We start from the raw sequence: 24472 nt of genomic DNA, 5'->3' as shown, positions 1-24472 counted from the left end.
TTTTTATTCGGCGTGATAGTGCGACAGCGGTTCAATCGTAATCTTGTTCGATTTCATCGACTCGATTGCCTGAACTGCGGCTTCTGCTCCGAAGATGGTTGTGATGTAGGGAATACTGTAATCGATCGTTGCCCGCATAATCTGGAAGTGATCCGCCCGTGCGTTCTTGTCGCCCGGCGTGTTGATGACCAGATCGATGTCTGCACCCCGCACCATATCGATGATGTTCGGGGATCCTTCCTGCACTTTTCTGACCAGGTTCATCCGGATGTTGTGCTGTTCCAGGAACTTCACCGTTCCTTCCGTACCGTAAAGACTGAAGCCGAGGTCTGCAAGTTTCTGGGCAATCGGGAGAATGGCACTCTTCTGATCGTTGGTGACGGAGATGAACACCTTCCCCTCCAGCGGGAGCTTGTTGTCCGCTGCCTGGCTTGCCTTGTAGAAGGCACGACCGAAGTCGTAGTCAATACCGATGACCTCACCGGTTGATTTCATCTCCGGACCGAGGATCGGGTCAACGCCCGGCAGCCGGGAGAACGGCAGCAGGACTTCCTTGACCGCAACATGCTTGATCTCTTTTTCATGGTAACCGAGGTCTGCAAGCTTCTTGCCGAGCATCACCTTCGCTGCAATCTTTGCAAGCGGGATGCCGGTTGCCTTTGCTACGAACGGAACCGTTCTGCTGGCACGCGGGTTTGCCTCAAGGACATAGATGGTGCCGTTGTGCAGTGCATACTGGATATTGATCAGACCAACAACACCAAGGGACAGCGCAATCTTTCTCGTGTAGTCCTTCACGGTTGCGATCTGTTCAACGGTCAGCGTCTGGGTGGGAATCACACAGGCCGAGTCGCCGGAGTGGACGCCGGCCTCTTCAATGTGTTCCATGATACCGCCGATGAGAACCTCGGTTCCGTCAGAAACCGCATCCACATCCAGTTCGGTTGCGTTGTCGAGGTACCGGTCGATTAATACCGGGTGGGTATTTGAGACACGGACTGCTTCTTTGATGTAGGTCTGCAGTTCAAGTTCATCGTGGACAAGCTCCATTGCACGACCGCCGAGAACATAACTGGGTCTGACCAGAACCGGATAGCCGATCTTCTTTGCGATCTCATAGGCCTCTTTTTCGGAGTAGGCCGAACCATTTGCCGGTGACGGAATGTTGTCTTTTTCCAGCAGCACGCTGAACCGGTTTCTGTCCTCGGCAACATCCATGTTGTCCGGGCTGGTTCCAAGGATCCTGGTCTTGAGACCGAACAGTTTGATCTCTTCCTGAATCGGGATGGCAAGGTTGACGGAGTTCTGACCGCCGAACTGCACCATCACACCATCGTAATCGCCTTTGCGCAGGATGTTGATGACATCTTCGAGCTGCATCGGTTCGAAGTACAGCCGGTCGGAGGTATCGAAGTCGGTGGAGACGGTTTCCGGGTTGTTGTTGAGGATGTGCACCTCGATTCCTTCCTCACGCAGGGACTTGACTGCATGTACCGTACAGTAGTCGAACTCGATACCCTGGCCGATCCGGATTGCACCGGAACCGAGAATGAGGACCTTCTTGTTCGGTGTGTCTTTGAGTTCGCACTCCTGCTCCCAGGTGGAGTAGTAGTACGGCGTCTTTGCCGGAAATTCTGCTGCACAGGTATCCACCATCTTGTAGGTAGGAAGACCTACGAGCTGTTCGATCTTGTAGATGTTCCATCCGGTCAGTTCACGGATTTCTGCATTGGAGAATCCGAACTTCTTTGCGGTCTTGACCAGTTCCTCGGTCGGATGTTCGCGGAGTTCCAGTTCGATGTCCACAACATGCTGAATCTTCTCTAAGAAGAACGGTTCAATCTGTGTGAGTTCATACACATCTTCTACGGTCATGCCGAGGCGGAATGCATCGAACAGCGTCGGGAACCGCTCATCGGTAGGACGGGAGAGGATCATCTTGATCTCGTTTAAGTCCGTGTGGTGATAGATGTCCGTGTCAAGGGAACGGAGTGCTTTCTTGAATCCTTCCTCAACGGTTCTGCCGATTGCCATGACCTCACCGGTGGACTTCATTGCGGTGGTAAGCGTCCGGTCTGCGGTCTTGAACTTGTCGAACGGCCAGCGGGCAACCTTGACTACAACGTAGTCAACAGCCGGTTCGAAACATGCCGGTGTTGTGCCGGTGACAGTGTTTGTGATCTCGTCAAGGTGCATGCCGATTGCGATCTTTGCGGCGACACGGGCGATCGGGTAGCCGGTTGCCTTGGATGCAAGGGCCGAGGACCGGGAGACACGCGGGTTGACTTCAATGACCCGGTAATCTCCGTTTTTGAAGGCAAACTGGATATTGCAGCCGCCCTGCACGTTGAGTGCACGGATGATCTTGATTGCAGCCCGGCGCATAATGCCGAACTGGTCTGCGGTCAGGGTAAGGATTGGTGCGACCACCACGGATTCACCGGTGTGTACTCCCATCGGATCGACGTTTTCCATACCACAGATGATGATACAGGTGTCGGCTGCATCCCGCATGACTTCGAACTCGATCTCGTTCCAGCCTTTGACAGACTCCTCAATTAAGACCTGGTGGACACGGGACTTGGTAAGACCGTGTTCAACGATCTTTCTGAGTTCCTCTTTTGTCTCGGCAACTCCTCCGCCGGATCCGCCGAGGGTGTATGCGGGACGAATGATTGCCGGAAGACCGACGGTTTCGTAGGCTTCCTCAAGCTGCTCCATCTTGGTTAAGATGAAACTTTTCGGGACCGGTTCCCCGATCTCAAGCATGAGATTCTTGAACATCTCCCGGTCTTCCCCGTGATAGATTGCCTCAAGCGGGGTTCCGAGAATCTGAACCCCGTCAAGGGCACCCATCTCGTAAAGTTCTGCGGTGAGGTTGAGACCGGTCTGGCCGCCCATGCCGGAAAGAATTCCGTCCGGTTTTTCCTTTTGAATGATCTCGGCGATGATCTCTGCCTTTAACGGCTCGACATAGACTTTGTCCGCAGTTTCCGGGTCGGTCTGAATGGTTGCCGGGTTGGAGTTGACAAGGACAACTTCGATGCCTTCTTCGCGCACGGCTTTACACGCCTGACTTCCTGCGTAATCGAATTCAGCAGCCTGTCCGATCTGGATCGGTCCGGAACCAATTAAGAGGACTTTTTTGAGTGTTGGGTTTTTAGGCATCGGGGATTCCTCTGTACATGATGTCGTAGATTGGTTTTTCCGCTCCGTCGTGAACAGCATCGTGTTCGGGGTGGAACTGCACACAGTACACGCCGAGGTCGTTGTTGACGAATCCCTCAACGGTATGATCGTTTAAGTTAATGCAGGAGATTTCACATCCTTCAGGAAGGCTGTCGCCGTTCACGGCATAACCGTGTCCCTGGAACGTGACGGCGACCGAGCCGTCGGAGAACTTCACCGGCTGGCTTGCACCGCGGTGGCCGAGCTTGAGTTTCTCAACCCCGCCGCCGAGTGCTGCAGCGATGATCTCGGTTCCCATGCAGACTCCCTGTACCGGGATGATGCCGAGGATATCCTTGACCGTTGCAACTGCTTTTGGTGCGGCAAAGGGGTAACCGGGACCGTTGGTCAGGAAAAATGCCTGCGGGTTGTCTGCAAGAATGACATCGGCAGGAGTTCCGTAGGGGTAAACGTAGAGGTCTGCTCCGCGGTTGTGCAGGCTCTGCAGAATGGATTTCCGACACCCGAGGTCAAGGACAGCGATCTTTTTGCCGGAACCCGGGATGTGATAGGCTTCTTTGCAGGTGACGTCCGGAACGAGTTCGCGGGTTTCCTGCACCGGGGCATTCTGGGCAAGGCGGACAGCTTCGTGGCCGTCATCGGAGCCGGTGAGAAGAGCTGCACGCATGACGCCCTCTTCTCTGAGTTTGATGGTGAGCATCCGGGTGTCGACGCCTTCGATTCCCATGAGTCCATTTTCCTCGAAGTACGCAGCCATCGTTGGCTCGTGCTTAGGGAACTCGCAAAGCTCACGGACAATGGCGCCTGCTGCATGCACTTTGCCGCTCTGGAGCTGGTCGGGGTTTGCGCCGTAGTTTCCCACGAGCGGGTAACCGAACATTAATAATTGTCCGGCAACGCTCGGGTCACTGAGGGCTTCCATGTATCCGTTGGATACGAGGGTAACTACCAGTTCACCGGTTGCAACGCCTTCGACGCCGAATCCGCTTCCGGTGATGATAGTTCCGTCTTCAAGTCCTAAGACCGCCTTCATGATTTAGTACCAGTTACATGTCGGTGCCGGGAGGTAATAAGGCTAATCTCTGATGCCTATATGTGTCCTTTGAAAAAATATATTGTAAATTTTAAAAATATTGTTTTATATTATTTTTACAATATATTCTGGGAAAATATATATTTTCAGCATGTCCTGAATCCGGTTTTCCGATAGGTGTTTCTCTTTTCGGTATCAAGTAGTATAGTACTAGTATGCGAATATCCGGTATCTTTGGGAGGTGCGGTTTGTGATTCCGCTTTCTGATCTGATCGATGATCTCCGTTCCCGTGATGCGAAGCGGGTTGCCGTTCAGTTGCCGGAAGGATTGAAGCGGGGAACTGCGATGCTTGCATCTGCTCTTCGCAACGAAGGGTTTGAGGTGGTTATCTGCGGTGATGCATGCTGGGGCGCGTGTGATCTCGCGCTTGACGCTCTCGCAGATGCCGATGTCTTAGTCCACATCGGCCATACACCGGTAACGCAGGAGAAAAATGTAATCTACATTCCGTTCCGGCAGGATATTGATCCGGAGATTCTTCTTTCCGCGGTTCCGGCTCTCGAATGTTTTGCAAAGGTTGGTCTGGTGACAACGATTCAGCATGCGCATCAGACACAGGAGATGGCCGGCTGGCTGCAGGATCACGGTATCCGGGCAGTGGTCGGTGAGGGGTCGGTCCGTACGCCGCAGCCGGGACAGGTGCTCGGCTGCACGTATGCGGCTGCACGGTCCGCAGAGGCGGACGCCTATCTGTTTGTGGGGACCGGGGTGTTTCACGCAATCGGCGTCTCTCTTGCGACCGGCAAACCGACCTTTGCGCTGGATCCCTATGGTGCCGGGGACGTGCAGGAGGTTTCGGCGGACCGGCTGCTTCGGAAACGGTTTGTGCAGATAGAAAAAGCGAAGTCAGCAAAAACATTCGGCATTCTGCTTTCCAGCAAATCGGGACAGTGCAGAAAGGAACTTGCAAAACGACTGGAAAGCCTCTCGCCGGACGCATCGATCATTCTCATCCGCGAGGTCTCAGAAATGCAGCTGCGCAATCTCGGCTTTGACGCCTATGTGAACACAGCATGCCCGCGCCTTGCTCTGGATGATCAGAGCCGGTTTCCGATGCCGGTCCTTTCTCCTGCAGAGTTTGAGATTGTGCTCGGACTTCGCAGCTGGGATGATTACGTAATTGACGAGATAGTGTAAACCATGAAACTCCGCCAGCTTGAGATGCAGCTGCAAAAGGTCCGGGGATTTTCACGTCCGTCTGCCGATGCAGAACAGTACATGACACCTGCCCCGCTTGCAGCCCGCATGCTTTTTCATGCGGCGATGAACGGGGACATTGCCGGGGCACGCGTCTGTGATCTCGGCTGCGGGACGGGCATGCTTTCCATCGGGGCGGCACTGCTTGGTGCCGAGGTTACGGCAGTGGACTTCGATCCCGCAGCTCTTGCAGTTGCCAGGGAAAATGCGGAACTGTTCGGGGTGGATATCATCTTTGCCGAGGCCCGCATCGGCGGGTCGGACCCCGGCATCACCGCCGACACAGTGGTGATGAACCCGCCGTTCGGCGCGCAGAAGGAGCATGCCGATCGGCCGTTCATTGATGCGGCCCTTGCCATTGCCCCGGTCTGCTACGCAATTCTGAATGCAGGCAGCATTCCTTTTGTCGCCGCTTATACAAAAGACCGTGCAGAGATCGTGGAAATAATTTCCGCCAGGCTGGAACTTCCCAAACAGTTCACGTTCCATACAAAGGAATTCCTGGAAATTCCGGTGGAAATTGTACACCTGGAGCGGACTCCATGAACAATCTTGCAAAACGGATCGCGGTTCTTGCCGCAGGGCATGGTGCGGTTGATTTCTACCTGCCGGTCATTTCGGCTGCCCTTCCGGTGCTGATGCCGATCTTCGCCGTGCAGGGGATCACCTCGTATGCGATGGCAGGATTTCTGGTGACGGTCATTACGATCACTCTCGCTGTTGTACAGCCGGTTGCCGGCTGGCTGCAGGATCGGGGCGGCTGGACGCTGGGTGCAAGCTGGTGCGTACTGATGACGGCGGTTGCCATCAGTTGCTTTGCGTTCGTGCAGAACTACTGGATCCTGCTTGTTCTTGCGGTTGTTGCCGGTGTTGGGAATGCAATATTTCATCCAAACGCGTACCAGCAGATCTATCAGTTCTCAACCCCTGCAAACCGGGGCACGCTCTTGTCGGTGTTTTCGGTGGGCGGGAGTTTCGGATACGGGGCTGCGCCGCTGGTTGCGGGTGCTCTTCTGGTATGGGCAGGTCTTCCCGCTCTCATCTATCTGATTATTCCGGGAATCATTGTCGCGTTCATCATCTCCCGGTTCCCGCAGAAACCGGTACATGAACCGGCCGTGCCTGCTGCGTATTCCCGGGAAAGCAGTCAAACAAACTGGCGGCGTGCCGGACTGATACTCGGCATCAGTTCTCTGCGGACATGGGTGTACTACGGGTTTCTCGCGTTCGCAACGGTGTACCTGACTACCTATGCGGGTGTTGAATACTTCTTTGCGACACTGTTCGTCACCGGCATGTTCTATGCCGGCATGATTGCAACCCTTGTCGCGGGTATCAGTTCGGATAAACTCGGCAGAAAAGAAATTCTCCTGATTTCGTATGCGTGCTCTGTTCCTGTATATCTGGGAATTTTTCTGCTGCCTGCTCCGCTCTCCCTGTTGTCCCTGCTTGCCGCCGGATTTTTCCTGATGGCTCCGGCAACGATTGAGATAGCAACCGTGCAGGAGATGATGCCCGGCAGTGTGGGCCTTGCGTCCGGTATTGTTATCGGTATTCCGCAGGCACTGAGTGCGGTTGCGATTGTGGCGATCGGTGTTCTTGCTGATACATTCGGCATGCCCGAAGCATTGACGATGCAGGCGGTACTGATGGCGGCGGCGGTGGTACTGTGCATCTTTTTGCCGTATCCGATGAAGTTGTGGAGAAAATGATGTACCAAACGGCTTGATACCAGAGAAAAGACTTTTCTGAAATCTCTGGAAAATAAAAAAAATTCAGAGTCTCCGCATCAGGAGAACTGCTGCTGCACATCCGAGAAGAATCCCGAGTATTGGCACCGGGGCTTTGGTCGGCGGCGCAGTCGGGGCAAACGTTGTCGGCACCGTGGTTATTGTCGTTGCCGGCACAATTGTCTCTTCCTCCGTCGGCGTTGTCGTCCCCGCAGCTTTGCCCAGCGTTACCCGCAGTGTTTCGGTGTTTCCTGCGGAAAGCATGTAATCGTTTTTGGTAACGGTGTTGTAGCCGTCCTTCTCAAACCGGAAATTGTGCTTTCCCGGCAGATAGCCTGCGAGCTGGAGACCGCCGTCCTTTAATTCCGGAACGGTCCCGGCATACACCTCGTCCACATACACCTCAACTCCTGCCGGTTCTGCATACACAACGACTCCAGCAAGAGAAGTGTTCTTCATCAGATTCGCCGTTACCGACGCAACACCGGAACCGAGAGGTTTCACGTAGAGATCCGGGACGATGTACTCATCATATCCGGCGAGAACAACTCTGATCTCATAGTGTCCCTCGTAATGATCCGGCGAGGTAACCGGCGTCTTTCCCTGATAAATACCGTCAATGTACACATCGGCGTACGGTGGACTGGACTGTACCGTGATGAAGTTGGTATTTTCGATCATCGAAGCATTTGCGGCAGCAACTGGAAAGACCAGCAGGAGTGCGGCAAGAAGTATGATAAGAGCAAGATGTTTCAGCATGGCATTTTCCTCGGGATAATTGGTAATGAAGTAGTGGACGGGAGATGATTAATCTTTTTTCCTCAAAAAAAGTTCCATGCATTAAAAAAATGTTTTTCCCCATGGCTTTCAAAAACCAAAAAAATATTTTTTTTATCTCGCCCGTACACGGAACTCATGTGCCGCAGATTTCGGGTCCGCGGACTCATAAATTGCACGTCCCACGATGATACCGTCCACATATTTTTTGACGTCCTCAGGCTGTGCTCCCTGTGCGCCGACACCCGGCGAATAAATTTTCATCGAAGTTCCAATGATATCGCGAAGAATCGCCGTCCGTTCAGGACGTGTCGCCGGCGCAATGATGCCGTCTGCTCCCGCAGCTTTTGCCATCCCGGCCATCCGCTCGGCGTTTTCCCCTGTCAGGAAGTCAAGTGCGCCGGGGTGACTCATCTCACAGACCACAAAACAGACGCCGCCGTGATCATGCGCCGCGTCTACGCAGGCAGCGAGGGAGTCGTGGCCGCAAAATGCATGGGTGATGATGCCGGAACAGCCCGCACCGAACACCTCCTCGCAGATGAGCGAGTTCGTGTTTGGAATATCGGCAACCTTGAAGTCCGCGATGATCGGAATCCCGGCCTTTGCAAGATCCTTCACAATACCGAGACCGGTTGACAGAACCAGCGGATACCCGATCTTAATCGCATCCACCTCACCCGTACACGCACCCGCCACACGGACAGCCTCGCTCTTTCCTTTCACGTCCAGAGCAAGAAGAAGGTCTGCCATTACTTCCGCTCCAGCCGCTCAAGCGTTGCGGCAGCAAGAATCGGCAGCGTAATCGTTGCATCCCCGTACACCGTAACGCCAATACCGCCTTCTCCTATCTTTCCCCAGGACTTTGCCTCATCCAGTGTCGCACCCGAAAGTCCGCCGAGATCAGGCCGGTCGCCGGTCAGCTGCACAACATACGTAAACGCATTCTCCGTCATCAGCATCGTCTGCAGCGTGAAGTTCTTCGGCACCCCGCCGCCAACCAGAACCGCACCCGCCTTCTTCACCGAAAATGCCGTATTCAGCAGATCATGCATGTCACCGATTGCATCCAGAATCGTCTTCTTGTGGAACTGGGAAAACATCCAGTACTGCAGACCCAGAACCGAATCCTGAAACGCCGGACAGTAGATCGGAACATCATGTTTTGCCGCAGTTGCAAGAATACCCGTATCCAGCTGCTCACCAATGACCCGCAGAAGCTTACTGATGGTAATTGGCTGCTCCGGCAGACCATTGTACACATCCTGAATGAACTCTTCGAGTTCTTCATATGCTTCGTTGGGGAGGAACACATCATAAATGCGGTTAATCTCCTCTTTCCGGAGCTCAAGATCATCGCATTCGGCCTGTCCGTGATAGTGGTGGCAGCCGATTGCCTCAATTAAATCATGGGTGAGGTTTGCGCCCGTTGAGGTGAGAACATCAATGTGTCCCTTCTCAATTAAAGTTGAAACGATGCCGCCCATTCCTGCCGGAACCATCGCGCCGGAGAGTCCGAAGAACTTCGTCATATCCGGGTCGGTGAGCATCTTCTCATACACATCCACGGCATGGTAAAGACTGCCGCCGTTGTATGCCCCCGCACCTCCCATCTCCAGAACGAGTTCGTTCACCGTCATACCTGCGCGGGGAATGAACTGTTTTACCGGATCATTACAGTGTTTGTGCATTCTATTGTACCTGACCTGAAAGTAATTCCATAAAGTTATGTGAGATACAGCAATAAGATATTGGAAAACAGATTTAGCTGTGGTGAGGGCAGCAGTGTCCACACTGCTTTGTACTCCACATCCCCCACCTAACTATACTATTATGCGTTAGCAACTTTTAATCTTGCCGTCTCTTCCCTTGAGGAAACCCTGTTTACGGAGGTCGTTTATGACTCCTGCGAGGTAGTCGGCGGAGAGATCAAAGGAGATCACATCCTCGGTCTCGCCGAGCGGGAACGCCGGTGCTTCAAAGGCTTCGAGGAGTTCCGCTTCGGTTGTGATGCCGCCTGCAACAAGTTCATGGATTTTTGCGATCAGTGCCTGTTTGAAAAAGATTGCATCCACAAACCGGCCTGCTTCGTCGTCGTCCACGTCGAGATGGTCAAGGAAGTCGCCGAGGTCGTCGATGCCTTGAGCAAGCACAATCTCCGAGCCGGTGGTGACTACATATCCGGTTGTCGATGACGTTCTGATGTGGCTGGTGATGCCTGTTCCGTCGAGATCTTCAGGTGAGATTCCACCGAGATCGGCGTAGGCATACATGACGCGCAGTTCTTTGGGATCCTTTACACCGGTCAGCGTGTACTCGGGTGTCTCTCCTTCGACCTTCAGGAGTTCGTTGTCCTCAAGGGTTCCGAGAATCATCAGCGAGTTGACGAATTTTTCCGTTGCGGTCTTTTGAATGTCGTCGTCGCTGTTTGCATCGATACTCTCAAGCTGCGCGAGGAGTTGTGCAGGTGTTGCATCGGTCAGCGTATCGCCGACTTTGTGCGTGGAAAAAAATTCAGCGAGGGTTTTTTCGCGGTTCAGGAGATCAGTTTTGATCTGGGCAAGTTCGCTGTCTTCTTCTTTGGCAAGAAGTTTACTGATGAGTTCTTCGAATGCGGAGATGGTTCCTTCGAAGTACGGGGTGCCGGAGAATATATGTTCAACCGAGATGCGGGCGGAGCAGTCCTTCTCTTTAAGATATTTCTGGAACTCTGCAGCATCCTCCCGCGAGTAAAATGTGATCTTCTCCTCAAGAGTCATTGTTATGTATCTCTTTGGTGCAGGGTGGTGTTATCTTTTCCGTCCGCAGTGACGTTGTAGCTAAATTCATTTATTGACAATCAATGACACGTCATTGATCGCATTTCAGCCCGGGACTCAATCATCCTGCATCCTGGCAATCGGTTTTGCCAGATGCCGCCGTGCATCGGGCGGCACTTCATACCAGCCTTCGGTGATCTCCCGCATTTGCACTGCAACATCACGGATACGCCCGGAACAGTTGCGGCATTTGTATCCTTTGCCGTAACCGGCGGAGGTCATGCGGCCGCCGCAGACTGGACACTTCGGAGACTCACGAACTTCCGTGGTAACGAGAGTGTTTGCCCGGAATTTTTCCAGATGCAGGGCGTTCTTTCGCCAGCTGCCGCAGAGCGTGATCCGGTCGCCCGAGAGAAGTCTGCGGACCATGTGCCGGAACTCCTTCGTCGGCTCAAACGCAAACACAATGATCGCCGGTCCTCCCGTGTCCGGCATGAAAAGAAACTGTACGTGACCTCCGCATCTGGTTAACGGTTCTGCGATTACGACACCGTCTATGCGGTAGGACAAACCTTCCAGCGGTTCACCATCGTAGTCAAGAAGGTGGGCATCGGTTCCCTGATTGGTTTTCCATATTTGGGAAAACGTCGGCGGTTCGGACAAAAGTAGTGCAGCGGATGCTTCTACCCACTCCGGTGACTCGCCGCGGATGCCGTAGAGCACGGGATCCTTTCCATGCGGGACACAGACAACAGTACCTGCGGCAGGATCAACGGTGTCCCATGTGTGCGGGAACGTTGCGGCGGCTGATGCGAAGAAACTCTCCTCCACAATCTCCCGCGGTGTTCCGAACCGTTCGGGTGAGCGGTAGGCGAGCAGTTCGTAGGTTGCATCCGGCAGAACGGACGATACTGCCGCAAGAGCGCCGATGAGTCCCCGTCCACATTTATAGCCGCAGTAGAGTGCACCGATCTTATCCAGTCTCCGCACCGTCTCTCCAATGGTACAGAATCTTTGCAGCGCCTGATAGTAAAATGCCGGGTCCGGTCGTTCCTTCACCACGACTACGCCCGGATTCGTATTTTCACAGTCGAACTCTGCGAATTCCTCGACCAGTCCGCATGCGGCGTCAAAGACCGCCTCTGGTGTTCCGCCGGTTACCTCCAGACAAACTGCTGCATTGCCCCGTGTCTTCCACACCACATTCGGATTCAGACGAATCAGCCGCATCTCTCCGACGGTATATCCTGCGCGCCGCAGATTTTCTGCGAGCATTGCACCCAGATAGGTAGTACACATACCGTCCGGAGAGTCCGTGTCATCGATTCCGAGGAACATTTTATCGATACTATTTTATTGAACTGCATTACTATTACGATTATACCATTATGTCCAACGACCGGCTGCTTCAGAACGTGGTCAGCATCCTGATCATGGCAGGATACAACGTATCGGAACGCTGTGAGATCCGTCCGCGGAGTTTCGATCTGATGACATCCGACGCCGAACATCTGCTGGTCATCAAGGTCGTCTCTCAGATAGACAGTGTCAACGAGGACGTTGCCTGGGATCTGGATAAAATCGCCCGGCATCTGGGAGCAGTCCCTCTCATTATCGGTGAACGGGCACGTGATGCGCCGCTGGAACGCGGCGCAATTTATCTGCGGTACGGCATCAACGCGATATCCTCTGCGACACTATATGACTATCTTGCGGAGGGAGAACTGCCGCTCGTGTATGCCTCCCCCGGCGGCCTCTACGTGAACATAGATGCTGACCGGCTCCGTGAACTTCGCGAGGAGCAGTCCATGTCGCTCGGCGATCTCGCGCATGTGCTCGGTGTTTCCCGCCGGACTATCAGCAAGTACGAAGGCGGCATGGGTACAACCCTTGATGTTGCCATGCGGCTGGAAGAGCTGTTCAACGATGATATTGTGATGCCGATCGATCTTCTCTGTTATACACCGGCTGCTGAAGAGCGAACGCCGGCATCTCTGGCTCCGGGACACAGCAATGATGCCGACCCGCATCAGCAGCCTGCTGATCGCCTGCGGTCAATCGGTATCAGCGTGCAGGAACTTCGCCGGGCACCATTTCATGCCTTCGCGGTGTTTGAGGATGAAACGATTCTCACCTGCTACGGAACTGCCCAGAAAACCGTCCGGCGTGCTGAGCTGGTTGGTAACATCTCGCAGATCGCGGGAACCCATTCGCTGTGCGTGGTCTCTGACTACCGCAAGGAAAAAAAGATCGGCAAGACCCTCGTGATCGGTGAGGAGCGGCTGAAGGATGTCTCCGACGGATCGGATCTGCTGGAGATGGTGACGGATAAACAATAAAACAAATCCGGGGAGCAGAGGGATTACTCCCTGTTTTTTTCGATTATATTTTTGTCGGGTAGAAGATATTTTTACCTGATGAGTTCAGCGGAATGCCATAGACCATGGTACATCCGTTCATCAGATGCAGTCTTTGGGCGACAACACCGACGGTGTACATAATCCGGTTATCCACATTGTTCTGACTCGCACATTTGACGGCTGATCCAAGGGCAACTCCCAGATCCGTCACTTTGATAACACAGTTTGGTCCGGGATATTCGGCATATTCGGTAGGAGGATGACTCCGTACAGCTCTGGTAAACTCCCTGCAGGTGTTGTAGCCGCATCCGCCGCAGTTTGCACCAACCGTCATCCAGCCTTTCACCCCAATCAGGACAATTGCATCACATTTTCTAATCTGTTTTGCATTGTCGCTGAAGTATCCCACGCCTTTTTCTTTTGAATATTCCTCCATCTCTGTGGCAAATCGTGCAATATCATTTCCGTATACAACCGTTGCAAGAATCGAGTCGAGACCCATCGCTTTTGGTGCGGTCCGAGCTGCAACAACCATGAGACCTGCAACCGATTTTACTACTTCTGTCTCTGATACCATGCGTCTGTTTTTGTTTTCCGAGCAAAAATATCAAAAAGTAATCTGAATGGTACCAAGTACCATAGAGGTTACCCGGGATCCCGTCGAAATGTGCCGCGGACAGAGAACATTTATCAAATGAGAGTATAATTCTCTATTAATCGAAAGGGTAGTCACAGGTAACAATGGCCGTCAAAGAAAAAGGTCCATATCGGTGTCCTGTCGAAGTCGCTTTTGATTTTATCAGTGGAAAGTGGAAATCGCTTATTATCTTGTGTATTGCCTATGACAAGGTCCGCTATTCGGATATCAAGGCATGCCTTTCAACCATCAGCCCGCACATACTTTCTCATCAGCTGAAAAGTCTTGAAAGTGACGGACTGATCGTCAGAACCCAGTATGGGGAAATTCCGTTGCGCGTTGAGTATCATCTGACGGAAGCAGGGCTTAAACTGCTTCCGATACTGGGCAGTCTGGGAAGCTGGGCATCAGCATATTATCCGGATCAGATCCCTCACTCCACCCTGCAAAATTGCCGGAGATTTTTTTCCGGAGATTCCTCGGACGACTTCTGCTGGAATCATTGATCAGGAACAACATCCGGAAAAATGAAGACAGTCGGATTAATGTGCCATTGTTTCTGCAAAGAAAATATCTTTTCCCGATACTTTGAGCGGAATACCGTACACAATCGTGCAGTCTTCCATCAGGCCGAGCCTCCTTGCCGCAACGCCCACGGTGTACATCACGCGGTTGTCGATGTTGTGGGATGCCGCACACTTCACCGCAGACCCGGTCACAATCCCGAGGTCGGTGATCTTGAAGATACAGTTTGGTCCCGGATAATCTGCGTCCGTCGGTGCCGCCTTTACAAACTCCGCACAGGTCGCATGTCCGCATCCGCCGCAGTTCGCACCGAGCGGCAGTCGTCCTTTGACACCGATGAGAACCATCAGGTCACTGTTTCTCACGTGATCTGCATTCGTGTTGAAGAAGGTCATCCCTGTTTCCATTCCCAGTGTATCCATCTTCTCCGCAACCGCTCCCATCTCCTCTCTACCAATGGTTTGTATCACAAGGGAGTCAATGCCCATTGCCTTTGGAGCGGTACGTGCTGCTGCCATCATCAGACCTGCAACGGTTTTTACTGCATCAATTTCTGATATCATACTCTATTCTTTGGTGATTTTTGCATAAATATCAAAAAGTACCAGAAATGATATCCGGTATTCTTTTTGATAGGTTCATCTTTGCGCATGGCATAAATTGCAGGAAAACATATGTACTCTACCAACTCTTCCCCAAACAATCATGAATACCAAAAACCATTCCTACCAGTGTCCTGTCGAGGCGGCGTTTGACTGTATCGGCGGCAGATGGAAAGCACTCATTGTCTGGCATATCGGGTACAGCGTTGCCCGGTACTCGGACATCAAGGCAAACCTGCCGAAGGTCACGCCGCATATGCTCTCGCTCCAGCTGAAGTCTCTGGAAGAGGACGGTCTCATCGTGCGGACACAGTATGAGGAAATCCCTCCGCGTGTTGAGTACTGCCTCACACAGGCCGGTATGGATCTTCTTCCCATCCTTGATACGCTGTGCGACTGGGCAATTCTGTATTATCCTGAACATATTCCCGCAGATTTCATCAAACGAACTCCGGGAAAGCCAGGGTGCGGAACGGTCTGTACATCCGACGCAACGAACTCCTCATGAGCCGGCGGGCGCGCCCCGGCAGAGGACCCCTGCCCTTGAAAAATTATCTTACATTTTTGTCCCGATGGATTTGCAATACAATCAACTTTATATAGAACAACAAAGCAACCTAATCTGCATACATTACTCTGTATGCCACAGAGTATTTGGAGATAATAATCATGTCAGCACAACTTGGCGGACAGCCTATTCTGATTCTGAAAGAAGGCGGATCCCGTACCCGTGGACGGGATGCCCAGAGCATGAACATTGCTGCAGCAAAGGCAGTTGCCGGTGCAGTAAGAACAACCCTTGGTCCGAAGGGCATGGACAAAATGCTCGTCGATACCATCGGCGATGTCGTCATCACCAACGACGGTGTGACCATCCTCAAAGAGATGGACATTGAACACCCGGCCGCAAAGATGATGGTCGAGGTTGCAAAGACACAGGACGACGAAGTCGGAGACGGAACCACCACCGCAGTTGTTATTGCAGGCGAACTTCTGAAGAAATCCGAAGAGCTTCTTGAGCAGGACGTGCACCCGACCGTTATCACCCTCGGATACCGCCAGGCCGCAGAGAAGGCACAGGAACTTCTCCAGACCATCGCAGTTGATGTCAAGGCAAAGGACAAGGAAATCCTCGCAAAGATTGCAGGAACCGCAATGACCGGCAAGAACGCCGAGGCATCCAAGGAGAAGCTCTGCGACTTAATCGTCCGTGCAATCACCCTTGTTGCAGACGCAGACGGAACCGTTGACACCGAGAACGTCAAGGTTGAGAAGCGTGTCGGCGGTGCAATCGAGGACTCCGAGATTGTCGAAGGCATGATCATCGATAAAGAGCGTGTCCACCCCGGCATGCCGAAGACCGTGAAGAATGCCAAGATTCTCCTCCTCAACGCAGCAGTTGAGTACAAGAAGACCGAAGTTGATGCAGAGATCAGCATCACCAGCCCCGATCAGCTCCAGCTGTTCCTCGATGAGGAAGAGCGCATGATTAAGGGCATCGTTGAGAAGATCAAGGCATCCGGCGCAAACGTTCTCTTCTGTCAGAAGGGTATCGACGACATTGCACAGCACTACCTTTCCAAGGCAGGCATCCTTGCGGTCCGCCGTGTCAAGAAGTCCGACATGGAGAAGCTTGCACGTGCAACCGGCGGCGCACTGATCTCTTCCATTGACGCAATCAGCGCTGATGAGCTTGGTGTTGCAGGTCTTGTCGAAGAGCGTAAGGTCGGCGGCGAAGAGATGATCTTTGTCGAGAAGTGCAAGAACCCGAAGGCAGTCTCCATCATCATCAAGGGCGGAACCGAGCATGTGGTTGACGAGCTTGGCCGTGCACTTGAGGACGCACTCCGTGTTGTCGGTGTTGTCGTTGAGGACAAGAAGATTGTCGCAGGCGGAGGAGCACCGGAAGTTGAGCTTTCCCTCAGACTCCGTGAGTACGCAGCAACCCAGGGCGGACGTATCCAGCTTGCAATCGAGGCATTCGCATCCGCACTTGAGGTCATTCCGAGAACCCTTGCAGAGAATGCAGGTCTTGACCCGATCGACAAACTTGTCGAGCTTCGTGCAGCCCACGAGAAAGGCAAGAAGACCTTTGGTCTGGATGTCTTCGAGGGTAAGCCGGTCGATATGCTTGCAGCAGGCGTCGTTGAGCCGCTCCGGGTAAAGACCCAGGCAATCGCATCCGCAGCAGAAGCAGCGGTCATGATTCTCAGAATCGATGATGTCATCGCATCCGCAAAGTCCGCAGGCCCGTCTCCGGAAGAGATGGCCGCAATGGGCGGAGCAGGCGGCATGGGCGGTATGCCCGGCGGCATGCCCGGTATGATGTAAATCTCCCCAATACCAATTTTCTTTTTTGACGATTTTTGTTTGAAATCTTTTATGTCTTTTGCCGTGTGATAATGTTGTAGGATGTCGCAACAGCAGAGCATGTGATTGCATTCACCTTGCTGTTTCTCCGTGGGATTTAACGGATGACTACAATCAGCATTGCGGCGTAACCATCGTTTCGTTTCTGGATAATTGTCATGGGGCAAAAGCTGCGGTTCATCTGTTATACGACGAAAAACTGAGTCTGAAAAATCCTGAGGGATCCGAGATAAATAAGAAAAAATATGGAGAACTCTGTGAAAAATTCGGGGCAGAGCTTTTCTATCATCACGTGGAGTTGCCCGAGTGGGTTTATGAACTGAAAAGTGTACAGAAATGGACTCCGGGTAGTTTGATGCGGTTGTATCTTCCCGGGCTTCTTCCCGATGTTGAAAAAATATTATATCTTGATTGTGATGTAGTGGTTAATACGGATGTACGGGCTATCTGGAATACCTCTGTTCTGCATGCTCCCCTGGCAGCAGTTCCGGACAGTGATATTCCTCGTTTCTCTCTGAAAAGAGTCCGGCTCTATCACTCGTTAAACATTGATCCTGCCAAATATTTTTGTTCAGGTGTTCTTCTTTTCAATCTTGACTACTTGCGCAGAACGATTTCTTTATCTGAAAGATCCATGGATATTCTTCGGACATACCCAGAACTTCCATTTCCGGATCAGGACATTTTAAACATCCTGTTTCACCAGTCGTATGTACATTTTCCGGGACATTACAACCGATACATGTATTATCCGGACGTAGGTACTGAGAATGGAATTCTTCACTATGCAGCAGGATCAAAACCCTGGAAATCATCCCACGGTGAGATTGATCTTCCATACTGGAATTATCTTTTGCAGACACCATGGGGTGATGATCCGAACACTGTCCTGCGTTCCGTTTTGTTGCTTCCGAACCTCGCCTATATCCGTGAGCAGAGTTTTTCTACTCTCTTTGATCAGACCGGTCTCCCCTATACAACTCTCATGAAGAAGATCATTCCGGCAATATTTTCCCTTACCAGAAAACGAATCGGGGATTTCAGAAATAGTCATCTCTGAATCAACAATTCTTTTTTCTCCTCTCTCCTCCCTGAAACGCTATATTCTCCCGCAGCAAAACAGTACAGCAGTTCATGGACACGCTGACCGTACTTCTCGCCTATGCATCCACCTGGGTGGACACCCTCAACTACACGCTCGGTGCTGCCGTGATTGCGCTTGCACTCATCTACTTCACCCGGACGCTTCCCTTTCCGCAGCGCATTGCTGTCCCTGCAATTCTTGGGATCATTGTCGCAGTTCTCGGTACCGGCGTTCTGATCCCGGCATCATCCCTGCCGCAGCTTGGTTATCCCCTCTGTCTCTTTGCACTCGGGAGCGGTTGTGCCGTCAGCTACCTTGCGGTGACGAACTTCACAAAACGCAATCTCGGCTGGGTACTGATTCTTGTTGTTTCCCACCTGACCGCGTACTGTGTAATGCTCTCTGCAGTTTTTGTTCCGCTGGTGGGCGGATCCATCTTCGGATTTTTCCTTGCAGCGATTCTGTTCTGCGCAATCATTTCTGGAGTGTTCACCGTTCTTGTCCGGTGCTGGAATCCTGCCTGGACCCCGTGGTGGATCTCAGGGGATGAGGAGGGACGCAACGCATTTCTCCGGAAGATCCGGAGAAAAAAGAAGTGATCCGCCCCTGCTGAATTACGAACTTTAACAAAGATACAGTACCAAACTATAAGCAATATCTGGACGGTGACTGTGCGACCCGAAGTTCTCTATGAATACGATCTCCCGATCGAGATACTGGATGAGATACCGGCCGACGAAGAGGTACTGGAAGTGCTCTACGCCCGCAGTAGTGAGAACTATCATCTTCCGATTTTAATCACGCGACTACGGATTGTCTGCGCCTATCCGGAGACGTCGGTGGTGTACCGGGTGTTTCAGATCAATTACGTGGATCTGATGCAGGTTCATGTGAAGTTTACCCGTGGTCTTTCCACGGTTCTGACCTTTACCCGTCTTGACGGCGAGATGAATGTCTTTGACCGCATCCGCAATAAGCCTGAGGAGGTGCGGGCGGCTCTGCTGACGTTCCGCGATATGATGATTGAGCGGGTGGGCGGCGAGTGGAAGTTCCTGCACCGGCAGAGTCTGTTGACGGACGAGTACATGGTAAAAGAGAGTGATCCTGTTTTGTCATCGGTTCCTACCATTCCTGCAGAGGATCTGTTTGAGGACAAGGAGATGCCGGGTCTTGGATGCTATGAGCCGACGGAAAAACTGTTCGAACATTTCCCACCGGAGGCTGGGGACGGGGATGTGTTTGAGGAGGTCCCGGAGGTTGTTCCGGCAGCTGATACGGAGATGAAGTCGGCTGCAATGAACTCACGGGTTCAGCGGATGATCGAGACGGCGGAGAGCGAGGCAGCAGACGCGGAAATTGCGGAACTGACGGACGGTTCCGTTGATGATGCGACGGTTCTCGGGGATGGCCCGGTGGTTACCGATTCCCAGTGGGCGAATGAGGACGGGGGCGATGCGATGATTCTCCCGGAGAAGCATCCGCATCACCGCAGCCCCGGCGGCGGAATGCTTGCGAAGCTTGCGACCGAGCCGCTGGTACCGGTTGATGAGGATGACTCCGAGGTGTATGTGACCCCGAAACCGTCACAAAAAAAACAGAAGGAGGAAGAAGCGGCTGCGGTGATCGCGGAGGAACTTGACAAACTGCCGGTTCCCGAGGTAAAAGAACCGGTGAAGGTGTCGCTTCCGACACCTCTGCCGCGTGCGTCATCCGCGGCGATGCCGCCTGTCCCGCCATCGGGGAAGACAACGATTCCGATGTCAATTACGCTTGAGCCGCAGGATTCCTTTGAGGAGGAGACGGTTGATGCATGTCTTGAGTCGCTGAAACTTCTGCGGGATACCGGTGTTATCACGGAGGAGGAGTACAAGGATCGCTGCCTCCGGCTGTTCAAGAAGGACGGCGCGTGATCTTTTTTTATTTTCTGCGGAGTGTTCCAAGGACTACTGCTGTTCCGAATGCAATTGCGAGGATACCACATCCGAATCCGGGCGTCTGTGTGGCGGCCGGGACGGTTCCTTTGTCCAAAAGTTCTATCTCTTCCGTGGCGGTGACCGGTGCGTCGAGCGCTGAGATTTTCAGCGTGTAGTTTCCTGCTTTGAGTCCTGCGGTGTCGATTGTAGTTTCCCAGAATATTTTGTCAAAGGTTGTGCCGTATGCCTGTACCGGCGTTGTTCTGATGTATCCTGTTCGGATTTCGGCACGGGAGGAGTGTATGCCGTTCGGCACAAGTTCGTACATCAGTGTTGCTGCGTTTTTGGTGGTGACGGATCCCTGTACGGTGAGTAATTCTCCTGTAACTGCATGTTTCATGGGGGAGATTTCTATCACGCGGTTGTTTTCTTCCCCGGTACCGAAAAGGAGGAAGGTCCGGTTCTGCGTGCCGAGATCATAGTCGATACCGGATGCTTCCACCCGGTACATGTCCGGCTCAAGGTTGGTGGTGTCAAGGGAGATGTTCCAGTGATACGATTCTGTGGTTCCCTCCGGGACGGTTATCTGCATCTGTTTTACGAAGGTGCGGGATTCTGCGGTGTCGGGAGCGATGTTGTGATCGAACCATACCGGCTGTATGGTGATGAGGAGTCTTCCTTCCTGCGGCCGGAACACGGAGCCGGTTATGGTGACCGGTGTTCCGCGGTGTTGATCCGAAATGGGATCGATGACGATCCATGGTGTCTCCGGCGTTGATTCGATGAGGTTGTAGGTGGTCCTGTACCAGGCCGGGGTGTCAAGCGAATAAATTCTTACCAAAAATTCCCGTGCATACCTGAACTCAGAGGTATTCATGACAACACGCCAGATGTTTGTGTCTTTAGTACTCTGTTCTACCTGAATTACCGTTGCGGTCATTCCGGAGTCTCCTGGCGGGGTACATACCCGTGTGTCATGGCATTTCCAGTCAGTCCATTCATGTTCAAAGAGCAGCTTGCTTCCCACAGGAAGGTTTGTTTCTCCGGAGATTGTGTACGTTGTTCCGAGCATCTGATCCGGAATGGGATCAATGGTTATCCAGTACTCTTCCTCCGCTGCTGCTGTTCCGCTGGAGATCATCAGCAGTCCGCAGAGCAGTACCACGAAAAATAGTTTCTTCATCCTCGTCATCCTTCCCTTTGCGTGGTAGTTTCCCGTGAGACCTATAAATAAAGATTGGACAAACACTCGTCACCTGCGGGGAAGCAGTGCCGCAACAATGACACCGGAAATTCCTGCAATGAACAGAAATCCGGGTGACGCCGGTGTTGTCGTTTCAGAAACGGGAACGGTATAATCTGCCGGATAGAGTACAAACTCTTCCCGGTGAATCATGTCCACCTCAATCCCCACTGCCTTCACTTCATAGGTATCTGCTTTCCATTTTTCCGTGTGAACCGGAACGCTCCATACGTTTTCGCCTTCCTCTCCTCTCATTACCCGCACAACCTGAACCATGCCGGAACTCGAACTGTAGGAACGGCTGTCGTATGCCAGTTCCCGTTCAAGAATAAAGTGCGGTGTGATCTCAATAAGGAGCTGACTACCTGCATCCATACCGGTTGTGCCGGAGAGGGTGAAGTTGTCACCCTTTCGGACGAGGGGAATCGGATCGACTGCGACCCACAGGTGTTCCGCTGCTGTTCCCAGGGAAAAGATCGGACCGGAGAGATAGGGGGAACCGTCTGCCAGAATGGTGTAGGTGTCCATAGAGAGGTTTGCTGTGTCCAGCATCATCGACCAGCGGGAGTCTTGGTCAATCATCACCTTTTCCGAGAAGACTGCCTTGGCGGGTTTTTGATCCGGCTTCGCCTGCCAGGGCACCCGATACATCTCAACTATGATCCATTCCCCCGGCGGGTATGTTGTTTTACCGGAGAATGTGAGGATATCACCAATTACTGCTCCGCCGGGGATCGGATCGACCGTTGTCCAGTTACCGCTTCCGGAGACCACCCGTGTTACCGGAGATATGCGGGAAAACTCCTGTGGATAGGCGACTGCAATGTAGCGGACATTTTTCTCCGACACCTGTGTTGGTCGTAATGCGGACTCCGTTGCCCAGTGGTTTACTCCGTTCTCTCCCGCAATCACCACCGCCGAAGTACTGTATATCTTTGGGCATGGGGAGAGATCGTCGGGTATACCGGAAACGGTTGTATCGATCCGGCGAAGATCAATCGTGACGCTTGTTCCGATCGGAAGGGTTGTACTGCCGGAGAACACATACGGATCATCTTCACCGGATGTCCGAACTTCGTTCATAGTTATCCAGAATGCATCCTGCGGAACGGCGGCGGACTGGTACAGATTGACGTAGTTCCACACTTTGGTTCTGGTCTCCGGCTCTGTGACCGTCACCTCGTACTCGTCTTCATGTCTTGACTGAATCTCTGCTGCGATGCTCCAGAAGTTGATGCCGGCCTCTCCTTTCTGTACTGTTGCGGTTCCGGTGAATGCTTTCGGATAGTCGGGTCCTGTAACGGACAAACCGGATGATTTTATCACAATGTCAAGGGGTGTTCCTGCGGCAAAATTTGTCGCGCCGGAGATGGTGAACGAAACACCGATGGGTTGGTCATAGAGCGGGTCGAAGCTGATCCACCATGGGCTCACGTTCGTCATGGGATTCAGCCTGAAGACAGGACCCTGCTGATGCAGGACATTGTTGAGTGTCACTGCATACGTCCCCGGAGAAAATCCGGCGGTATCCATCACCACTGTCCATGTGTTTGTTCCATCGTCGCCGGAGGCGATGGTGGCATCCTGTTGAAACACGGATTTTTTCCCGGAGGCCGCGGTGACGACTTCGACGCGAACGGTTTCGCCTTCCGGAATGTTTGTGGTACCGGAGATGCGGACAGCATCACCGACCGTCCGGTCGGGGATGGGATAGACTGCCGCCCATATGTCCGGTTTCGGCAGAGATGCAACGACAAGCGGTTCATCATCCTGATACATCAGACGGGCTGCTGCAATGTAGCCGTAATTTCCGGCAGGCAGGGATTTTGGGTTCGGACCGTTGACCGACCAGTTACGGACGGTGTCGTCTCCGTCAACGACCATCGTAGTGGTAAATCCGGCGGGAAGATTTTGCATCTCTTTTTCGTCCGGCGTCGGAAGTGCTGCGTCATACTGGTATATTTTGAGAACGATTGCCGTGTCAGCTGGAATGTTTGTACTGCCGGTGATGATGTACGGCCCATCAGTCTGCGGCTGCTGTATCGGATCGATTGTGATCCATGCGTCATCTGCTGCCGCTGCTGCGTCGCAGGCGAACATCATCAGTATGCACAACAACACCGTGAAAACTATTTTCTTCATCGTTCACCACATCGCAATGCGGGTATGTGGTACAGGAGAGTATAAAAAAAGATTGGCCAAAGTCTCACCACTTCTGTATCAGCCGGGAACTGCCTGTATATATTTCACATTCCGGAGTAAGAGAAAACATATCTCCACCGAACAGAATCCCGTTCAGCTCATTCTGTGCGGACACTGTCATAGAGACAGAATAATTTCCCGGAGAAAATACCCGGGGTTATGAAAGAAGCATCAGCAAAGCAAACACAAAAACAGATCACCCCGCATTATTCCGTAAATATGCACGGGAAAACTGACAGATTGAACCATTCCCGAGATCTATATACTGTATCCGGAACCAACCGATACCTCAAAAGTTGAAACAGAGATAACAACTATGGCAGTATTACAGGAAATTCCTACAGAAAATGAGATAACCTCTCTTATTGGAGCCGGAGCATTTTCGTATTGGGAGAAAATATGTCTTGAAATCAACCTGCTCTATGACATGGACAAGATATGGAGTGACGGCGGGAAGAAGTGGAAATACGAATATAAGTACCGGCGTGGCGGGAAAACATTGTGTGCCCTGTATGCACGACAGGATTGCTTCGGTTTTATGATTATTTTCGGAAAGGACGAAAGAAAAAAAGTTGAAAACATCAGAAATGATCTCTCAGCCCGGACGATGGAATTATACGACACCGCCGAAATCTATCACGATGGCAAATGGGTTATGTTGAACGAATCTGTTCCGATAGACGACATACTAATGCTTCTGAAGATAAAACGAAAACCGAATAGGACGTTTGCCAAATAACTTCCTGGTTATCGGGGGAGGTTCTAACCGAAAAAGAAGAGATTGCTGGGT

22 protein-coding genes are annotated in these 24472 nt (G+C 52.4%); 11 read left to right on the top strand and 11 right to left on the bottom strand.

Annotation, left to right across the window (positions count from 1 at the left end; translation table 11 throughout):
• Window positions 1-3: 3 nt before the first annotated feature.
• Together carB and carA are read right to left on the bottom strand one after the other, a co-directional pair.
• On the bottom strand, window positions 4-3168 hold the full coding sequence (gene carB / locus O0S10_RS03435; protein ID WP_268924507.1) for a carbamoyl-phosphate synthase large subunit: 3165 nt from the start codon (window positions 3166-3168) through the stop codon (window positions 4-6).
• A complete protein-coding gene (carA, locus tag O0S10_RS03430) occupies window positions 3161-4222 on the bottom strand; it encodes a glutamine-hydrolyzing carbamoyl-phosphate synthase small subunit (protein ID WP_268924506.1) in 1062 nt (353 codons plus the stop codon). The genes carB and carA overlap by 8 nt, the downstream gene beginning before the upstream one ends.
• A 250-nt stretch (window positions 4223-4472) precedes the next feature.
• Here carA and dph2 point away from each other — a divergent pair, with 250 nt between their 5' ends.
• From dph2 to O0S10_RS03415, 3 genes are read left to right on the top strand one after another with little or no spacing between them, the layout of a single operon-like run.
• On the top strand, window positions 4473-5420 hold the full coding sequence (gene dph2 / locus O0S10_RS03425; RefSeq protein ID WP_268924505.1) for a diphthamide biosynthesis enzyme Dph2: 948 nt from the start codon (window positions 4473-4475) through the stop codon (window positions 5418-5420).
• 3 nt (window positions 5421-5423) lie between these two features.
• Window positions 5424-6026 carry an METTL5 family protein gene (locus O0S10_RS03420; RefSeq protein ID WP_268924504.1) on the top strand — a complete coding sequence of 201 codons (603 nt, stop codon included), beginning with the start codon at window positions 5424-5426 and terminating at the stop codon, window positions 6024-6026.
• The gene (locus tag O0S10_RS03415) at window positions 6023-7192 is read left to right on the top strand and encodes an MFS transporter (protein WP_268924503.1); all 1170 of its coding nucleotides are present in this window, start codon (window positions 6023-6025) and stop codon (window positions 7190-7192) included. Before O0S10_RS03420 ends, O0S10_RS03415 begins: the two co-directional genes overlap by 4 nt.
• Before the next feature lie 63 nt (window positions 7193-7255).
• On the opposite strand, the gene O0S10_RS03410 is transcribed toward O0S10_RS03415, so the two are convergent.
• The 5 genes from O0S10_RS03410 to O0S10_RS03390 form a co-directional block, all read right to left on the bottom strand.
• Complete coding sequence (locus O0S10_RS03410; protein ID WP_268924502.1) at window positions 7256-7969, bottom strand: PEGA domain-containing protein; 714 nt, start codon at window positions 7967-7969, stop codon at window positions 7256-7258.
• A gap of 132 nt (window positions 7970-8101) precedes the next feature.
• Window positions 8102-8740 (bottom strand): orotidine-5'-phosphate decarboxylase, encoded by a 639-nt coding sequence (gene pyrF, locus O0S10_RS03405; RefSeq protein WP_268924501.1) that lies wholly within the window; start codon window positions 8738-8740, stop codon window positions 8102-8104.
• The gene (locus O0S10_RS03400; RefSeq protein WP_268924500.1) at window positions 8740-9678 is read right to left on the bottom strand and encodes a deoxyhypusine synthase; all 939 of its coding nucleotides are present in this window, start codon (window positions 9676-9678) and stop codon (window positions 8740-8742) included. The genes pyrF and O0S10_RS03400 overlap by 1 nt, the downstream gene beginning before the upstream one ends.
• Window positions 9679-9825: 147 nt before the next feature.
• A complete protein-coding gene (locus O0S10_RS03395; protein ID WP_268924499.1) occupies window positions 9826-10746 on the bottom strand; it encodes a hypothetical protein in 921 nt (306 codons plus the stop codon).
• A 117-nt stretch (window positions 10747-10863) separates the two neighbouring features.
• Complete coding sequence (locus O0S10_RS03390) at window positions 10864-12084, bottom strand: tRNA(Ile)(2)-agmatinylcytidine synthase (protein WP_268924497.1); 1221 nt, start codon at window positions 12082-12084, stop codon at window positions 10864-10866.
• Window positions 12085-12134: 50 nt separating this feature from the next.
• Between O0S10_RS03390 and O0S10_RS03385 the strand changes: the two genes are divergently transcribed.
• Window positions 12135-13085: a transcriptional regulator gene (locus O0S10_RS03385; RefSeq protein WP_268924496.1), complete on the top strand. Its 951-nt coding sequence runs from the start codon at window positions 12135-12137 to the stop codon at window positions 13083-13085.
• Window positions 13086-13128: 43 nt separating this feature from the next.
• Here O0S10_RS03385 and O0S10_RS03380 read toward each other — a convergent pair whose 3' ends face one another.
• Window positions 13129-13683 (bottom strand): ferredoxin domain-containing protein, encoded by a 555-nt coding sequence (locus tag O0S10_RS03380; protein ID WP_268924495.1) that lies wholly within the window; start codon window positions 13681-13683, stop codon window positions 13129-13131.
• Between the two features lie 164 nt (window positions 13684-13847).
• Here O0S10_RS03380 and O0S10_RS03375 point away from each other — a divergent pair, with 164 nt between their 5' ends.
• Window positions 13848-14249: a winged helix-turn-helix transcriptional regulator gene (locus tag O0S10_RS03375; RefSeq protein ID WP_268924494.1), complete on the top strand. Its 402-nt coding sequence runs from the start codon at window positions 13848-13850 to the stop codon at window positions 14247-14249.
• Window positions 14250-14285: 36 nt separating this feature from the next.
• Here the strand turns inward: O0S10_RS03375 and O0S10_RS03370 are convergent, their stop codons facing one another.
• Complete coding sequence (locus tag O0S10_RS03370) at window positions 14286-14831, bottom strand: ferredoxin domain-containing protein (protein WP_268924493.1); 546 nt, start codon at window positions 14829-14831, stop codon at window positions 14286-14288.
• 142 nt (window positions 14832-14973) lie between these two features.
• On the opposite strand from O0S10_RS03370, the gene O0S10_RS03365 reads away from it, so the two are divergent.
• The 5 genes from O0S10_RS03365 (at window position 14974) to O0S10_RS03345 (ending at window position 20234) form a co-directional block, all read left to right on the top strand.
• Window positions 14974-15378 (top strand): winged helix-turn-helix transcriptional regulator, encoded by a 405-nt coding sequence (locus tag O0S10_RS03365; RefSeq protein WP_268924492.1) that lies wholly within the window; start codon window positions 14974-14976, stop codon window positions 15376-15378.
• A gap of 161 nt (window positions 15379-15539) precedes the next feature.
• Entirely contained in the window at window positions 15540-17201 is a 1662-nt protein-coding gene (gene thsA / locus O0S10_RS03360; RefSeq protein ID WP_268924491.1) for a thermosome subunit alpha, read from the top strand.
• Window positions 17202-17259: 58 nt separating this feature from the next.
• Window positions 17260-18300, top strand: coding sequence for a glycosyltransferase family 8 protein (locus tag O0S10_RS03355; RefSeq protein ID WP_268924490.1), 1041 nt, complete (start codon window positions 17260-17262; stop codon window positions 18298-18300).
• Between the two features lie 74 nt (window positions 18301-18374).
• Window positions 18375-18923: a hypothetical protein gene (locus tag O0S10_RS03350; protein WP_268924489.1), complete on the top strand. Its 549-nt coding sequence runs from the start codon at window positions 18375-18377 to the stop codon at window positions 18921-18923.
• Window positions 18924-18995: 72 nt separating this feature from the next.
• Window positions 18996-20234: a hypothetical protein gene (locus O0S10_RS03345; protein ID WP_268924488.1), complete on the top strand. Its 1239-nt coding sequence runs from the start codon at window positions 18996-18998 to the stop codon at window positions 20232-20234.
• A gap of 7 nt (window positions 20235-20241) precedes the next feature.
• Here O0S10_RS03345 and O0S10_RS03340 read toward each other — a convergent pair whose 3' ends face one another.
• Window positions 20242-21420 carry a hypothetical protein gene (locus O0S10_RS03340; protein WP_268924487.1) on the bottom strand — a complete coding sequence of 393 codons (1179 nt, stop codon included), beginning with the start codon at window positions 21418-21420 and terminating at the stop codon, window positions 20242-20244.
• Window positions 21421-21489: 69 nt separating this feature from the next.
• The gene (locus O0S10_RS03335; protein ID WP_268924486.1) at window positions 21490-23622 is read right to left on the bottom strand and encodes a hypothetical protein; all 2133 of its coding nucleotides are present in this window, start codon (window positions 23620-23622) and stop codon (window positions 21490-21492) included.
• Between the two features lie 376 nt (window positions 23623-23998).
• Between O0S10_RS03335 and O0S10_RS03330 the strand changes: the two genes are divergently transcribed.
• Entirely contained in the window at window positions 23999-24421 is a 423-nt protein-coding gene (locus tag O0S10_RS03330) for a DUF3788 domain-containing protein (RefSeq protein ID WP_268924485.1), read from the top strand.
• Window positions 24422-24472 lie beyond the last annotated feature (51 nt).

The sequence above is a fragment of the Methanocorpusculum petauri genome, assembly GCF_026891975.1.
GTDB classification, from domain to species: Archaea; Halobacteriota; Methanomicrobia; order Methanomicrobiales; family Methanocorpusculaceae; genus Methanocorpusculum; species Methanocorpusculum petauri.
Note: the sequence above shows the minus strand (reverse complement) of the source record. Positions and strands in the feature narration are given on the sequence as shown.

What these genes read in the sequence shown, in the direction of transcription:
- O0S10_RS03390 (WP_268924497.1), bottom strand. Translation starts at nt 12,084, where the DNA reads ATGTTCCTCGGAATCGATGACACGGACTCTCCGGACGGTATGTGTACT.
- O0S10_RS03375 (WP_268924494.1), top strand. Translation starts at nt 13,848, where the DNA reads ATGGCCGTCAAAGAAAAAGGTCCATATCGGTGTCCTGTCGAAGTCGCT.
- carB (WP_268924507.1), bottom strand. Translation starts at nt 3,168, where the DNA reads ATGCCTAAAAACCCAACACTCAAAAAAGTCCTCTTAATTGGTTCCGGA.
- O0S10_RS03380 (WP_268924495.1), bottom strand. Translation starts at nt 13,683, where the DNA reads ATGGTATCAGAGACAGAAGTAGTAAAATCGGTTGCAGGTCTCATGGTT.
- O0S10_RS03330 (WP_268924485.1), top strand. Translation starts at nt 23,999, where the DNA reads ATGGCAGTATTACAGGAAATTCCTACAGAAAATGAGATAACCTCTCTT.
- pyrF (WP_268924501.1), bottom strand. Translation starts at nt 8,740, where the DNA reads ATGGCAGACCTTCTTCTTGCTCTGGACGTGAAAGGAAAGAGCGAGGCT.
- O0S10_RS03415 (WP_268924503.1), top strand. Translation starts at nt 6,023, where the DNA reads ATGAACAATCTTGCAAAACGGATCGCGGTTCTTGCCGCAGGGCATGGT.
- thsA (WP_268924491.1), top strand. Translation starts at nt 15,540, where the DNA reads ATGTCAGCACAACTTGGCGGACAGCCTATTCTGATTCTGAAAGAAGGC.
- O0S10_RS03335 (WP_268924486.1), bottom strand. Translation starts at nt 23,622, where the DNA reads ATGAAGAAAATAGTTTTCACGGTGTTGTTGTGCATACTGATGATGTTC.
- O0S10_RS03350 (WP_268924489.1), top strand. Translation starts at nt 18,375, where the DNA reads ATGGACACGCTGACCGTACTTCTCGCCTATGCATCCACCTGGGTGGAC.
- O0S10_RS03395 (WP_268924499.1), bottom strand. Translation starts at nt 10,746, where the DNA reads ATGACTCTTGAGGAGAAGATCACATTTTACTCGCGGGAGGATGCTGCA.
- O0S10_RS03370 (WP_268924493.1), bottom strand. Translation starts at nt 14,831, where the DNA reads ATGATATCAGAAATTGATGCAGTAAAAACCGTTGCAGGTCTGATGATG.
- O0S10_RS03385 (WP_268924496.1), top strand. Translation starts at nt 12,135, where the DNA reads ATGTCCAACGACCGGCTGCTTCAGAACGTGGTCAGCATCCTGATCATG.
- O0S10_RS03365 (WP_268924492.1), top strand. Translation starts at nt 14,974, where the DNA reads ATGAATACCAAAAACCATTCCTACCAGTGTCCTGTCGAGGCGGCGTTT.
- O0S10_RS03340 (WP_268924487.1), bottom strand. Translation starts at nt 21,420, where the DNA reads ATGAAGAAACTATTTTTCGTGGTACTGCTCTGCGGACTGCTGATGATC.
- O0S10_RS03400 (WP_268924500.1), bottom strand. Translation starts at nt 9,678, where the DNA reads ATGCACAAACACTGTAATGATCCGGTAAAACAGTTCATTCCCCGCGCA.
- carA (WP_268924506.1), bottom strand. Translation starts at nt 4,222, where the DNA reads ATGAAGGCGGTCTTAGGACTTGAAGACGGAACTATCATCACCGGAAGC.
- O0S10_RS03420 (WP_268924504.1), top strand. Translation starts at nt 5,424, where the DNA reads ATGAAACTCCGCCAGCTTGAGATGCAGCTGCAAAAGGTCCGGGGATTT.
- O0S10_RS03410 (WP_268924502.1), bottom strand. Translation starts at nt 7,969, where the DNA reads ATGCTGAAACATCTTGCTCTTATCATACTTCTTGCCGCACTCCTGCTG.